General features: G+C 67.1%; 20 protein-coding genes. 6 read left to right on the top strand and 14 right to left on the bottom strand.

Translation table 11 applies throughout. The features are described 5' to 3' along the window. Positions 1 to 76: 76 nt before the first annotated feature. The gene (locus tag VCJ71_RS12610; RefSeq protein ID WP_324641480.1) at positions 77 to 1,390 is read left to right on the top strand and encodes a cystathionine gamma-synthase family protein; all 1,314 of its coding nucleotides are present in this window, start codon (positions 77 to 79) and stop codon (positions 1,388 to 1,390) included. A 3-nt stretch (positions 1,391 to 1,393) separates the two neighbouring features. Beyond that, complete coding sequence (locus VCJ71_RS12605; RefSeq protein ID WP_324641479.1) at positions 1,394 to 2,281, top strand: ATP-grasp domain-containing protein; 888 nt, start codon at positions 1,394 to 1,396, stop codon at positions 2,279 to 2,281. A 1-nt stretch (position 2,282) separates the two neighbouring features. On the opposite strand, the gene VCJ71_RS12600 is transcribed toward VCJ71_RS12605, so the two are convergent. Next, entirely contained in the window at positions 2,283 to 2,816 is a 534-nt protein-coding gene (locus VCJ71_RS12600) for a J domain-containing protein (protein WP_324641478.1), read from the bottom strand. Positions 2,817 to 2,961: 145 nt separating this feature from the next. On the opposite strand from VCJ71_RS12600, the gene VCJ71_RS12595 reads away from it, so the two are divergent. Further along, complete coding sequence (locus tag VCJ71_RS12595) at positions 2,962 to 3,138, top strand: hypothetical protein (protein ID WP_324641477.1); 177 nt, start codon at positions 2,962 to 2,964, stop codon at positions 3,136 to 3,138. Here VCJ71_RS12595 and pal read toward each other — a convergent pair whose 3' ends face one another. From pal to VCJ71_RS12580, 3 genes are all read right to left on the bottom strand, one after another. Next, on the bottom strand, positions 3,139 to 3,663 hold the full coding sequence (pal, locus tag VCJ71_RS12590) for a peptidoglycan-associated lipoprotein Pal (protein ID WP_324641476.1): 525 nt from the start codon (positions 3,661 to 3,663) through the stop codon (positions 3,139 to 3,141). It lies immediately after the preceding gene. Positions 3,664 to 3,724: 61 nt separating this feature from the next. Then, positions 3,725 to 5,125: a Tol-Pal system beta propeller repeat protein TolB gene (tolB, locus tag VCJ71_RS12585; RefSeq protein WP_324641475.1), complete on the bottom strand. Its 1,401-nt coding sequence runs from the start codon at positions 5,123 to 5,125 to the stop codon at positions 3,725 to 3,727. Beyond that, positions 5,125 to 5,427, bottom strand: coding sequence for a hypothetical protein (locus VCJ71_RS12580; RefSeq protein WP_324641474.1), 303 nt, complete (start codon positions 5,425 to 5,427; stop codon positions 5,125 to 5,127). Before VCJ71_RS12580 ends, tolB begins: the two co-directional genes overlap by 1 nt. Here VCJ71_RS12580 and VCJ71_RS12575 point away from each other — a divergent pair. Next, positions 5,399 to 6,010 (top strand): hypothetical protein, encoded by a 612-nt coding sequence (locus VCJ71_RS12575; RefSeq protein WP_324641473.1) that lies wholly within the window; start codon positions 5,399 to 5,401, stop codon positions 6,008 to 6,010. The genes VCJ71_RS12580 and VCJ71_RS12575 overlap by 29 nt on opposite strands. On the opposite strand, the gene VCJ71_RS12570 is transcribed toward VCJ71_RS12575, so the two are convergent. The 10 genes from VCJ71_RS12570 to hisB form a co-directional block, all read right to left on the bottom strand. Continuing rightward, positions 5,993 to 6,436, bottom strand: a complete 444-nt coding sequence (locus tag VCJ71_RS12570; protein ID WP_416379175.1) for an ExbD/TolR family protein — start codon at positions 6,434 to 6,436, stop codon at positions 5,993 to 5,995. The two genes, VCJ71_RS12575 and VCJ71_RS12570, sit on opposite strands and share 18 nt — an antisense overlap. Positions 6,437 to 6,441: 5 nt before the next feature. Next, positions 6,442 to 7,149, bottom strand: coding sequence for a protein TolQ (gene tolQ / locus VCJ71_RS12565; protein ID WP_324641471.1), 708 nt, complete (start codon positions 7,147 to 7,149; stop codon positions 6,442 to 6,444). Next, positions 7,146 to 7,610 carry a YbgC/FadM family acyl-CoA thioesterase gene (locus VCJ71_RS12560; RefSeq protein WP_416379174.1) on the bottom strand — a complete coding sequence of 155 codons (465 nt, stop codon included), beginning with the start codon at positions 7,608 to 7,610 and terminating at the stop codon, positions 7,146 to 7,148. Before VCJ71_RS12560 ends, tolQ begins: the two co-directional genes overlap by 4 nt. Before the next feature lie 104 nt (positions 7,611 to 7,714). Next, positions 7,715 to 8,095 (bottom strand): histidine triad nucleotide-binding protein, encoded by a 381-nt coding sequence (locus VCJ71_RS12555; protein WP_324641469.1) that lies wholly within the window; start codon positions 8,093 to 8,095, stop codon positions 7,715 to 7,717. Then, positions 8,095 to 8,409, bottom strand: coding sequence for a phosphoribosyl-ATP diphosphatase (locus tag VCJ71_RS12550; protein WP_324641468.1), 315 nt, complete (start codon positions 8,407 to 8,409; stop codon positions 8,095 to 8,097). Before VCJ71_RS12550 ends, VCJ71_RS12555 begins: the two co-directional genes overlap by 1 nt. A 36-nt stretch (positions 8,410 to 8,445) precedes the next feature. After that, the gene (locus VCJ71_RS12545) at positions 8,446 to 8,613 is read right to left on the bottom strand and encodes a PEP-CTERM sorting domain-containing protein (RefSeq protein ID WP_324641467.1); all 168 of its coding nucleotides are present in this window, start codon (positions 8,611 to 8,613) and stop codon (positions 8,446 to 8,448) included. A gap of 98 nt (positions 8,614 to 8,711) precedes the next feature. Further along, positions 8,712 to 9,470, bottom strand: coding sequence for an imidazole glycerol phosphate synthase subunit HisF (gene hisF, locus VCJ71_RS12540; protein WP_324641465.1), 759 nt, complete (start codon positions 9,468 to 9,470; stop codon positions 8,712 to 8,714). Further along, positions 9,467 to 10,198: a 1-(5-phosphoribosyl)-5-[(5-phosphoribosylamino)methylideneamino]imidazole-4-carboxamide isomerase gene (gene hisA, locus VCJ71_RS12535; protein WP_324641464.1), complete on the bottom strand. Its 732-nt coding sequence runs from the start codon at positions 10,196 to 10,198 to the stop codon at positions 9,467 to 9,469. The genes hisF and hisA overlap by 4 nt, the downstream gene beginning before the upstream one ends. Continuing rightward, positions 10,198 to 10,824, bottom strand: coding sequence for an imidazole glycerol phosphate synthase subunit HisH (gene hisH / locus VCJ71_RS12530; protein WP_324641463.1), 627 nt, complete (start codon positions 10,822 to 10,824; stop codon positions 10,198 to 10,200). Before hisH ends, hisA begins: the two co-directional genes overlap by 1 nt. Next, on the bottom strand, positions 10,817 to 11,410 hold the full coding sequence (gene hisB, locus VCJ71_RS12525) for an imidazoleglycerol-phosphate dehydratase HisB (RefSeq protein ID WP_324641462.1): 594 nt from the start codon (positions 11,408 to 11,410) through the stop codon (positions 10,817 to 10,819). Before hisB ends, hisH begins: the two co-directional genes overlap by 8 nt. Before the next feature lie 117 nt (positions 11,411 to 11,527). On the opposite strand from hisB, the gene VCJ71_RS12520 reads away from it, so the two are divergent. Next, positions 11,528 to 12,031: an SspB family protein gene (locus VCJ71_RS12520; protein ID WP_324641461.1), complete on the top strand. Its 504-nt coding sequence runs from the start codon at positions 11,528 to 11,530 to the stop codon at positions 12,029 to 12,031. Between the two features lie 38 nt (positions 12,032 to 12,069). After that, positions 12,070 to 12,486: a hypothetical protein gene (locus VCJ71_RS12515; protein WP_324641459.1), complete on the top strand. Its 417-nt coding sequence runs from the start codon at positions 12,070 to 12,072 to the stop codon at positions 12,484 to 12,486. The last annotated feature ends 5 nt before the right edge of the window (positions 12,487 to 12,491 follow it).

Here is a 12,491-nt window from a genome sequence, read left to right as displayed (position 1 = left end):
AGGATCGCCAGCGCCCCGGGCCGCGCCCGATCCGGCTCCTGCCTTCCTGGGAGCGACCGTTACAGGAAGCACCGTCATGACCGACGCCATCGACGCCACCGACAAGCCCACCCCGCGCCGCAATCCGAAGCCCGAAGTCGGCAAGCTGAACGGCCGCCAGATGAAGCCCGCCACGCTGATGATGGGCCACGGCTACGACCCCGCCCTGTCCGAAGGCAGCCTGAAGGCGCCGATCTTCCTCACCAGCACCTTCGCTTTCGAGAATGCGGCAGCAGGCAAGCGGCATTTCGAAGGCATCACCGGCCAGCGCCCGGGCGGCGCGGAAGGCCTGGTTTATTCCCGCTTTAACGGCCCGAACCAGGAAATCCTGGAAGACCGGCTGGCGATCTGGGACGGCGCAGAGGATGCGCTGTGCTTTTCCAGCGGCATGACCGCGGTGACCGTGCTGATGCTGGCCTATTGCAGCGTGGGCGACGTCATCGTCCATTCCGGCCCGCTCTACGCCGCGTCCGAAGGGTTCGTGTCGAAAGTCCTGTCGAAATTCGGCGTGACCTATCTCGATTTTCCCGCCGGCGCTACGCGCGAGGAGCTGGACGATGTCCTCGCCAAGGCGAAGGCGCAGGCCGACGAGCAGGGCGGCAAGGTCGCCATGGTCTATCTCGAAAGCCCGGCCAACCCGACCAACGCTCTGGTGGACGTGCAGGCGGTGCGCGATGCGCGCGATGCGGCGTCACTCGAGTCTCCCATCGCTATCGACAACACCTTCCTCGGCCCGCTGTGGTCGCGCCCGCTCGATCACGGGGCGGACATCGTGGTCTACTCGCTGACCAAGTATGTCGGCGGCCATTCGGACCTTGTCGCAGGCTCCATCGCCGGCGCGAAGAAATGGATGGACCCGGTCCGCGCGCTGCGCAACACGATGGGCGGTATCGCCGATCCCAACACCGCATGGATGCTGCTGCGCAGCCTCGAAACGGTCGAACTGCGCATGCAGCGCGCGGGCGAGAATGCCGCGATGGTCTGCGAATTCCTGCGCGGGCACGACAAGGTGGAAGGCCTCGGCTACCTCGGCTTCATTTCCGACGCGCGGCAAAAGGACATCTACGACCGGCACGACCTTGGGGCCGGCAGCACCTTCAGCCTGTTCATCAAGGGCGGGGAGGAGGAATGCTTCCGCTTCCTAGACGCGCTGAAGATCGCCAAGCTGGCCGTCAGCCTCGGCGGCACCGAAACGCTCGCCAGTCACCCGGCCAGCATGACGCACCTGTCCGTGCCGCATGCTCGCAAGCAGTCGCTCGGCATTTCCGACAATCTCGTGCGCATTTCCATCGGGATCGAGGACGCGGACGACCTGATTGCCGACTTCGACCAGGCGCTGGGCGAAGTCTGACACATGGCGGCCCGGATCGGCTTCCTTGCCTGTCCGGGCACGCTTCCCGCCTCGCCCGAACGGCGCAGCGACGCCTACGAACACGACCGGCAGGTCGACGCGCTGCGCCCCGCATTGGCGGACCGCGGGTTCGAGCTGATTGAGATCGACTGGGCTGCGCCGCTAGCTGATTTCGAGGGGCTCGCGCTCGTGATGCTGGGCACGGCGTGGGATTACCAGGACCGGCTGGACGAATTCCTGACGCGGCTAGAGGCGCTGGAAGCGCGCGGCATCGCGGTCTGCAATCCGCCGCATGTGGTGCGCTGGAACGCCCGCAAGACCTACCTGCAGGACCTGGCGGAGCGCGGCGCGGCGACCGTGCCGACGCTGTGGCTGGACGAAGCCTCGCGCGGCGATGTCCTCTCCGCCTTCGATCGTTTCGGAACGGACCGCGTCGTGGTGAAGCGGCAGGTGGGTGCCGGCGCGCTCGGCCAGCACAGCTTTACGCGCGACGATACGCCTGCTGCCGGCTGGACGCTCGGCCATCCGGCGATGATTCAGCCTTTCCTTCCCGCCATCGCGGAAGAGGGCGAATACAGCTTCGTCTTCATCGGCGGCGCTTTCAGCCACGCGATCCTGAAGCGGCCGGCGGCGGGCGATTACCGCATCCAGTCCATGTTCGGCGGCATCGACACGGCGATAAAGCCTGCCCCGGCCGACCTTGCCGCGGCCGAGGCCGTTCTCGCCAGCCTTCCCTTCCACGACCTGCTTTATGCCCGCATCGACATGATCCGCGCGGGCGGCACGCTGGCGGTGATGGAAGCGGAACTGATAGAACCGTTCCTCTATCCGTTAGAAGGGCCGGGCCTTGGGACCCGCATCGCGGACGCCGTCGCCCGCTTGCTCGCCTAGTTCAGCCGCGCCACTCGCGGCGTTCTTCGGCGGCTTTCAAGACCTCGTAAGCCACGCTCACGGCTTGGAATTGCTTCGCCGCTTCCGCGTCGCCGGGCTTCACGTCCGGGTGGACCTCCTTGGCCTTGGCGCGGAAAGCCTTCTTGATGTCGGCGAATTCGACATGCGGTTCCAGTTCCAGCACTTCCAGCGCGCGCATCTCATCGGCGCTGCGGGTGCCGTCGCCGCTGCCGCCCCAGCCGTAATGCGCCGCTTCGGCATAGCCCGCATTCTCCGCCTGTTCGGCGCTGGCGCGCTTGGCGGCCTCTTCCTTGTCGAGGCCTTCGAAATAGTCCCAGCCCTTGTTGTATTCCGCCGCGTGGCGCTGGCAGAAATACCATCGGTCGGGGCTGTTCGGGCTCTTGGGAGCGGGGCAATCGCCTTTCTCCTCGCACCCGTGGCGATCGCACAGGCGCACGGTTTCCGCCTCGCGGCTGGCTTCGTAGCCGCGCCAGCGGGGAAAACCCCAGTCGTTGCTGCGGCCCTTAGCAGCCATGGTCGTGCGTGCGCCTCATTTCACGGGCCGAGATAGGGGACGGGGAGCGAAAGTGCCACCCGGAGGGGGAACTTAACCCGCAATCAAGGTTTCAAAGCGCAATGTTGCAGTTGCACAATCCAGCTGCGATCCCGAACTGCAAGAGATGATGAGCAAGCAACTCGCCCTGTCCGCCGCCGCGTCGGTCTTCGCCATGTCGGCCTTTGCGCTGTTCGCACCGCATGTCGCGGGCGACGGCGAACGCGGGGCCGCGCCCTCTTTCATGCAGATCGAAGCGCAGGCGCCGGACATCCCGGCGCCCACAGACTTCTTCAGCCGCTGATCAGTTGACCACCACGGTAACGGCGCGGCGGTTCTGCGCCCAGGCCGCTTCATTCGAACCGAGCGCCACCGGGCGTTCCTTGCCGTAACTGACGGTGCGGATGCGCGCGGCGCTGATGCCGAGGCCGACGAGGTAATTCTTCGCCGCATTCGCGCGCCGTTCCCCCAGCGCAAGGTTGTAATCGCGCGTGCCGCGTTCGTCGGCATGGCCTTCCACGGTCACCGTGATGCTTGGGTACATCCCCAGGTAGCGCGCCTGCGTCTGCAGGGCGGCGGCATCGGCGCTGTCGATGTTGTAGCGGTCGGTGTCGAAATAAATCACGTTCTGCCCGCTCACGCCGGCCACGAAATGCTCCTGCGTGCCGAGCTGCGCGACGCCTGCGGTGTCGTCGCCGTAATCCGGCATGCCTGTGTCGGTCACGGGGGGCAGCGGTTCGGGCGGCAGTTCCTTCGGTTCCTTGGAAGCGCAGGCGGAGAGCGCCAGCGCGCCGGCGGAGGCTATCAGGATGGTATGGAAACGTGTCATCGGCATAACTCCCAAGGGCCGTTGAGTTGGTTTGCGACCCAAGCTCGAAAACAAAAATCGATCATGGCAGGACCGGTCCCCAGGCGGGGTCGGACGCGCCCACGGGCGTCGGCAGGCGGCGTTCGTTGCGGCCCGTCAGGTCGACCTGCCACAAGGCCGCCTCGCCCGAACCGCGTGCGGTGCGGAAATACTGGATGATGCGGCCGTTGGGCGCCCAGGTCGGCGCCTCGTCCTGCCAGCTGTCGGTCAGGTAGCGCAGGCCGCGGCCCTGCGGGCTCATCACCGCGATACGGAAATTGCCGACGATGTGGGTGAAGGCGATCTGGTCGCCGCGCGGGGACCATTCGGGCGTTGCCGCACGGCCGCCGAAGAAGGTGATCCGGCGCTGGTCGCTGCCGTCGGCGTCCATGACATAGACCTGCTGGCTGCCGGACCGGTCGCTTTCGAACACGATCTGGCGACCGTCGGGGCTGTAGGAGCCGCCGACATCGATCCCCGGCGCATCGGTCAGCCGGGTCCAGCTGCCGCCGCTCGCGGGCACCGAATAGATATCGGTATTCCCGTTCACCGCCATCGAGAACAGGATCGTCCGCCCGTCCGGCGACCAGCGGGGGGCGAAGGTCGGGTTGCCCGTTTCCGCGACCAGCGTCTGCTTGCCCGAGCCGATGTCGTAGATGTAGATGCGCGGATTGCCGTCCTTGTACGACAGGTAGACGATCTGCCGGTAATCGGGCGAATAGCGCGGGGTCAGCGCAGTGGTGCTGCCGCTGGTGATGAAGCGGTGGTTGGCCCCGTCGCTGTCCATGATGGCGAGCCGCTTCACGCGGTTATCCTTCGGCCCCGTCTCGGCGATATAGGCGATCTTGGAATCGAAGAACGGGCTTTCGCCGGACAGGCGCGAATAGACGAGGTCGGCGCATTTATGCGCCGCGCGCCGCCAGTCGCCGGGCTCCACCACCCAGCCTTCGCGCACGAGTTCGTTCTGCAGCGCGACATCGTAGAGATAGCAGCCAACCGTCAGCCGCCCGTCCCCGCCGGCGCGGACATAGCCCTGCACCAGCATTTCCGCATCGCGGCCCTGCCACGTGGGCCAGCTCGGCGCAGTGATCTGCGGGTATGTCGGACGCGGCAGCCCTGCAGGGCCGGTGGGTTCGAACAGGCCGTTGAAGCGCAGGTCGTTGTAGATGACATCCGCGATCGCATTGCCGAGCGCGGTCGTGTTCCCCGGTCCTGCAGCGGTCGAAACTTCCTGGTTGGTCGCAAAGGCCGGGATGGCGATGCCGAGGTTCTGCCACTCACTGGTATCGGTCACGGTCCCAGTCAGGCCGTCACCATCCTGCCCTGTCTCCGACGCTTCGATGGGGGTTGGCGTAGCCGGGCCATCTTGCCCCATCGCCATCGAAGGGAAAGCGACCAAAAGGGCAGCAAAGAGCGAGACGGATGCAAGTTTCGTTTTAATCATCAGAGATTCCTGTCGAAGCTCCATGTGTTGGTTTTCCAAGCCTCATGATACTGGGCAGGAAGATTGAAGGGCGATGCGGCGCGAACGGCTCTTATGGCACGCTCGCAATGGACGTCCTTCTGCGCGCTGTTCGAGGCATTCACCCCTGTCGTGCTGATACAGCGTGGCGAGCCCGACAGACTGCCGTCGCGATTGAGGCTGAAGCGCACGCGCGTGACCAGCAGTTCTACGTCGACACCTTGCGGCGCGCTCCAGTGGGGGCGCAGCTGCCGCGTGATTTCCGCCGCCAGCGAATTGCGCACCGCCGGCCCTATCTCCGCCGCTTGCGTGCCGGAATTGCTGCTGCTCTGGCTCGTCCCGGAACCGTTGCCGAAGGCGCCGTCGAAGCCGGTTTCGCGGCGGGAGGACGGCGTGGGCGTCGGCGCGCTGCGGCTGGCTCGCGACGAGGGAGTCGGCGTGGAGCGAGGCGTCGGTGTGCGGGACGACGCGCGCGATGTGGGGGTCGGCGTCGGTGGGCGCCGCCGCGTGGCGCGGCTGGTCGGTGCCGGGGATGGGCGTGCTGCGGGCGTAGGGGTCGGCAACGGCGCGGGCGTGAAGCTGTCGGGCACGCTGGCCGGCGGCGTATCCGGCAGGTTCGAGCTGGAAGGCGGCGCCATCGCGGCTTCGGGCACCGGATCGGGCGCGGTAGAAGTGAGGCCGACATCGGTCGACAGGGTCACCACCACCGGCTTCGGCTTGATCTCCGGCACCGGCACCGGCTCCTCGCGGGTCATCAGGACCCACGCCAGTGCGACATGGGCGACCGCCGCGACGCCGAGGCCGATCCGTTCTTCGCGCGTGATGCGGGCGAATGCCATGGACAATCGGCTATGGCTCGACCGATGAACCGGCACTGACCATCTCAATGCGGTTGAAACCGGCGCGGTTGAGTTCGCCCATCACCGCCATCACCCGGCCATAGTCGAGCTGCTTGTCCGCCCGCAGAGTGACCTGCGGCGGGCCGCCCCCGCCTTCGCGCGGGATGCCGGCCAGCGCCACCGGGAAACCGCCCACCGGCACCTGCTCGTCGGCGATGAAGATGTAGCCTTCGCTGTCGAGCGAGATTTCGATCTGGTTCGCCTCCTGCTGCCCCAGCGCGTTGGCGCGGCTGTCGGGCAGGTCGATGGGCACGCCGGTGGTCAGGAGCGGCGCGGTGACCATGAAGATGATCAGCAGCACCAGCATAACGTCGACCAGCGGGGTCACGTTGATCTCCGCCATCGGCGCGCGGCGGCGCCCCCTGCCCGGGCGCGAATGGGCGTGCATCCCCATCGCCATCAGCGGGTCTCGATCTCGCGGCTCAGCGTCGCGTGGAAGCGGTCGGCGAAGCGTTGCAGGCGGGCCTCGAAGGAATTCACCCGGCCGGAAAAGCGGTTGTAGGCGATGACCGCCGGGATTGCGGCAAACAGGCCGATGGCGGTGGCGAACAGCGCCTCCGCGATGCCAGGCGCAACCACGGCGAGCGAGGAGTTCTGCTGCGCGCCGATCTGGAAGAAACTGTTCATAATGCCCCAGACGGTGCCGAACAGGCCCACGAAAGGCGCGACCGAACCGAGCGTGGCGAGGAATCCCAGCCGGTCGGCCAGCGTATCCGCCTCTACCGCTACCTGCGCGCCCATCGCGGTCGCCATGCGTTCGCGCGCGCCGTCACGGTCGACCGCGCCCTTCCCGGTGGAGCGCTTAAATTCGCTCATGCCGCTGCGGGCCACGCGGGCGCTGGCGATATCGCTCTTGCCGCGCAAATCGGGGATCTGCCCCTCGGCCTCGCTTTCCCAGAAGTCCCGCTCGAACCGGGTGTTGGCGCGGCCCATCCTGCCGATGCGCAGCGAAAAGCCGATGATGATCGCCCAGCTGACGACGCTGGCAATCAGCAGCAGCGCCATCACCACCTGCACCACGATATCGGCCTGCAGGAACAGTTCGACCGGATCGAGCCGGGTCGGGGCCGCCGGGACGGCTGCGGCGAGGAAATTCATCACGTTCATTGCTGGCTTTCTTCGTCGAGGATCCGGGTAAAGGCTTCGCGCCATTCGGCAGGCTGGCGGCGCGGGCGGCCATTGGGCGCGACGAAGCCGATGCGCAAGCTCGCCTCCGCCAGCACTTCGCCCGCGCGGGTCGCGACCTGCGCCATCGTGACGCTGGCCGCGCCCATCGCGGTGCAGCGCGTTTCGATCAGCACGTCGTCGTCCAGCTTGGCGGGCCGCTTGTAGGCAAGCTGCAGGTCGGCGACGGCATAGGCCCCCTCGCCCGCCTCGATCGCGGCGCGCTGGTCGATGCCGAGCATGCGCAGCACGTCCGACCGGGCGCGTTCGAACCAGCGCAGGTAATTGGCGTGATAGACGATGCCCGAAAGATCGGTGTCCTCGTAATAGACCCGCACCGCATAAAGGTGGCGCGCGCCGTCGAAGACGCCGGAAGGGGGGTTGGGCAACACGCCCTGTCCCATAGCGGAGCGCCGAGTCGCTCGGCAAGCAGGGTTAACGTAGGGGCAGCGCTTTTGATCGAACGGCAGCGTCGGTTCGTCGCCCTCGCCGCCTCGCGACAGCGCGCTCAGCGGCGGGCGATCATCGGGCCCAGTGGCTCGCCGGCAAAGACGTGGACGTGCAGGTGCGGCACCTCCTGTCCGCCGTGCCCGCCGACATTGGCGAGCAGGCGATAGCCGGGCTCCACGAAGCCGGCCTTGCGGGCAACCTCGCCCACGGCGCGTACGAAACCTGCGATCTCCTCGGCGCTCGCCGTGGCGGAAAAATCGTCCCAGCTGACATAGCGCCCCTTGGGGATCACCAGCCAGTGCGTGGCCGCCTGCGGATTGATATCCTCGAAGGCATAGGCCCATTCGTCGTCGTACACCTTGGTGGACGGGATCTCGCCGCGCAGGATTTTCGCGAAGAGATTGTCGTCGTCGTAGGCTTGCGTGGCGTCGATCGGCATCAGTCGCTCCTGCTCGCTTTTTCCTCGATCCCCGAAGTCCCCTCGCGCCGCTCCAGTTCCGCCATGACGTCGGCAAGCGCGATGCCTTTCGCATCCAGCAGCACGAGGAGGTGGAAGATCACATCCGCCGCCTCCCCCGTCAGTTCCTCATCGCTGCCGGTGAGCGCTGCGACGACCGCTTCGGTCGCTTCTTCGCCCAGCTTGCGGGCGATGACGGGCAAGCCGCGCGCGTTGAGCTGGGCGACGTAGGAGCTTTCCGCAGGCGCGCTGCGGCGCTGCGCGATGGTGGTCTCGAGACGGTGGAGGATGTCCATGGCCCCCGCATGGCGCGCGGGGCACGGGGAATCAAGCTAGGCGTCGTCGTCCGCGCGGCGCTTGGCCGCCTGGCGACCGACGATCACGCCCAGCACGCCGAGGCCGAAGATGGCGAGGCTGGAAGGCTCGGGCACCTCGGTACCCCCGCTCGCAGCGGCAGGCGCGGCGGACAGCAGCAGGACGATAGGGGCAAGGGTGCGCATGGCGGCACCCCAGCGCCTGATCGCTGCACTGCACAAGCGCGCTCTCGGCGGCGTCCCGATTTGAGACCGCGCCGAGCGAAATCCTTAGTCGGGCCTTGTCAGGAACGGGCAGGCACCCCTGCCGCGCGCAGGGCGGCGTGCGCCTCTGCAATCGTGTGCGTGCCGAAGTGGAAAATGGACGCGGCCAGCACTGCGCTCGCATGGCCTTCGCGCACGCCCTCGACCAGGTGATCGAGCGTACCGACCCCGCCGCTCGCCACCACCGGCACGGAAACCGCGTCGGCGATCGTGCGGGTGAGTTCGAGGTCGTAGCCGGCCTTCGTCCCGTCGCCGTCCATCGAAGTCACCAGCAACTCGCCCGCGCCAAGGCCGGCCAGCTTTACCGCATGCTCGACCGCATCGATCCCGGTGGCCTTGCGCCCGCCGTGGGTAAAGATTTCCCAGCCATCGCCGCTCCGCCGCGCGTCCACGCTGGCGACGATGCACTGGCTGCCGAATCTTTCCGCGATCTCGCTGACGAGCTCGGGCCGGGTGACGGCCGCGGAATTGACCGCGACCTTGTCCGCCCCCGCCAGCAGCAGCGCCCGCGCGTCCTCCACGCTGCGCACGCCGCCACCCACGGTCAGCGGCATGAAACACACCTCCGCCGTGCGCCGGACGATGTCGAGCAAGGTGCCGCGCCCTTCGTGCGTCGCGGAAATGTCGAGGAAGCACAGCTCGTCCGCCCCCGCCGCGTCGTAGGCCTGCGCCTGCTCGACGGGATCGCCCGCATCCTGCAAGTCGACGAAATTGACCCCCTTCACCACGCGCCCGTCGGCCACGTCGAGGCAGGGGATGACACGGACCCGGACGGTCATGCAGCCCGCGCCGCCATCGCCAGCGCCGCGCCGAGGTCCAGCCGGCCTTCATAAAGCGCGCGGCCGGTGATGACGCCCTCGATCCCCTCGGTCGCGTGGAGGGAGAGGACATGGATGTCGTCCAGCCCCTTCACCCCGCCGCTGGCGATCACCGGCAGGTCGGTGCGCCGCGCCAGGTCCAGCGTCGCGTCGATGTTGCAGCCCTTCAGCAGCCCATCGCGGCCGATGTCGGTGAACAGCAGGCTGGCGACGCCCGCGTCCTCGAACCGGCGGGCCATGTCGTGCACGGGCACGTCGGAGACTTCGGCCCAGCCCTCGGTCGCGACCATGCCGTCCTTGGCATCAACCGCCACCACGATGCCGCCTTCCCATGCGGCCGCCATGTCCTTCACGAACTGCGGGTCCTTCAGCGCGGCGGAGCCGATGACCACGCGCGCCACGCCGAGGTTGAACCAGCCCTCCACCGCTTCGGGCGTGCGGATTCCGCCGCCAAGCTGGACGTGGCCGGGAAAGGCAGAGACGATGGCTTCCACCGCCTCGCGATTGCGGCTTTCACCGGCAAACGCGCCGTCGAGGTCGACGACATGCAGGTGCCCTGCCCCGGCGTCGGCGAACAGCATCGCCTGCGCCGCCGGGTCGTCGCCATAGACGGTGGCGCGGCCCATGTCCCCTTCGGCCAGACGCACGACTTCGCCGTTCTTGAGGTCGATGGCGGGGAAAACGATCATCAGGGGTTCCAGTCGAGGAAGCGGGAAAGGAGGTCGAGCCCGTAGCGCTGGCTCTTTTCGGGATGGAACTGCACGCCGAGGATATTCTCGTGCGCCACGGCGGCCACGATCCCGCCGCCGTGGTCGGTCATCGCAGCGACATCGTGCCCGCGTTCGGCGTGGAAGGCATAGGAATGCAGGAAATAGGCCTCGCCCGCTTCGACCAGCTCGGCGGCCCCCGGATGGCCCATCGGTGCGACATCGTTCCAGCCCATGTGCGGCACCTTGATCGTGTTGTCGGCCGGCTCGATCAACCGCACCTCGCCCGCGATCCAGCCGAGGCCGGGAACTTCCTCGAACTCCAGCCCGCGCGTGGCGAGCAATTGCATGCCGACGCAGATGCCGAGGAAAGGCACGCCATCGCGCCGTACCCTGTTGTCGAGCGCTTCCACCATGCCATCGACACCGCGAAGCCCGCGCGCGCAGGCGCCGAACGCGCCGACCCCGGGCAGGACGATCCGGTCCGCTTCTGCCACGACGGCGGGATCGGCGGTCACCGCAACGTCGGCCCCCACGGCCTTCAGCGCGTTGTGCACCGAGTGGAGGTTGCCCGCGCCGTAATCGATCAGCGCGACGGATTCAGTCACTCAGCGTGCCCTTGGTGCTGGGTATCGCCCCGCCCTTGCGCGGGTCGATCTCCACCGCCTGCCGCATCGCGCGAGCAAAGCCCTTGTACAGCGCTTCGCAGATGTGGTGGTTGTTGGTGCCGTACAATAGCTCGCAGTGCAGCGTGATGCCCGCCGTCTGCGCGACCGAATGGAACCAGTGCTCGATCAGCTCGGTGTCCCATTCGCCCAGCTTTTCCTGCGTGAATTTGGCTTTCCACACCATGTAGGGCCGGCCCGAAATGTCGAGCGACACGCGCGCCAGCGTTTCGTCCATCGGCGAATAGGCGCTGCCGTAGCGGCCGATGCCGCCCTTGTCGCCCAGCGCCTTCGCCAGCACCTGGCCCAGCGCCAGCGCGCTGTCCTCGGTCGTGTGGTGCTGGTCCACGTGCAGGTCGCCGTCCACTTTCATCGTGACGTCGATCAGCGAATGGCGGCTGAACTGTTCGACCATGTGGTCGAGGAAGCCGATGCCGGTCGAGACCTCGTAGCTGCCGGTCCCGTCGAGATTGACCTCGACGGCGATTTTCGTCTCCGCAGTGTCGCGGCTGAGGGAGGCGGTGCGCATGGGGCAAGCCTATAGAAGCTGCTGCCATGCGCGCAATGGGGGAAACGGGCTTCGATTGCCTGCAAAACCGCACAATTGCGCTTGACCGGGCAGGATGCGCGCTACATCACTCGGCGCATGAGCGAAGAGACGCCCGACAGCCTGATCCCCTATGACGAAATCGTGCAGGAGGCCCTGCGCGCCGTGGTCGGCCGGGTGCTGGGCGAAATCCAGGCCAACGGCGCCACCCTGCCGGGCGAGCACCACTTCTACATCACGTTCAAGACCGGCGCGCCCGGCGTTTCCATCCCCAAGCACCTGACGGAACGTTTCCCCGACGAAATGACCATCGTGCTGCAGAACAAGTTCTGGGACCTGGAGGTGGACGAGGAAGGCTTCCAGGTCGGCCTGTCCTTCAACCAAATCCCGGCCAAGCTGCAGATCCCCTATTCCGCGATCACCGCTTTCGTCGATCCGGCGGTCGATTTCGGGCTACAGTTCCAGGCCAACATGCCGGACATTTCGCCCGAACCGCACGACGATGCGGAAAACGACGCGCCGGAACAGGGCGCAGGCCCGCTCGTTACCGAAAGCGAAGACGGCTCCAATGTCGTCACGGTCGATTTCGGCCGCAAGAAATAACGCGGGCGTCCCGAGGCCCGCCGCAACCGGGGGCCGAAATGGCAAGACGATCGAAGCACATCACGGACCGCGGCGCACGCAAGCTGCGCGACATCGGCGACGATATCGGCAGCGATGGCCCCGAAGTCGCGGGCCCCAGCCCGAATGCCGCCACCAACCTGCTGATCCATGACCTGGTCCTGCGCAGCGTGGGCCGCATCGCGCGCCAGACGGTGGAGAAGGGGCTGCTTCAGCGCCGTTACGGCCGCAATTTCGCGAAAGACGCGGTGGAAAACCGCTCGATGCTCCATGCGCTGGCGGCGTACGGCGCCACCAAGGTCGCGACGCGTTCGCTGCCCGGTGCGGCGCTGGTGGGCGGCGGATTGCTGGCAAAAACGCTATGGGATCGCAGTCGCGGTCGCCGCAGTGCCCGCCGCGCGGGCGACAAGCTGCTCAACAAGCAGGCCGAGGAATAAGGCCG

The sequence above is a fragment of the Pseudoblastomonas aquimaris genome (assembly GCF_035481675.1).
Classification (GTDB): Bacteria; Pseudomonadota; Alphaproteobacteria; order Sphingomonadales; family Sphingomonadaceae; genus Alteriqipengyuania_B.
The sequence above is the reverse complement of the archived record's forward strand: the minus strand, read 5'-3'. Positions and strand labels throughout refer to the sequence as shown.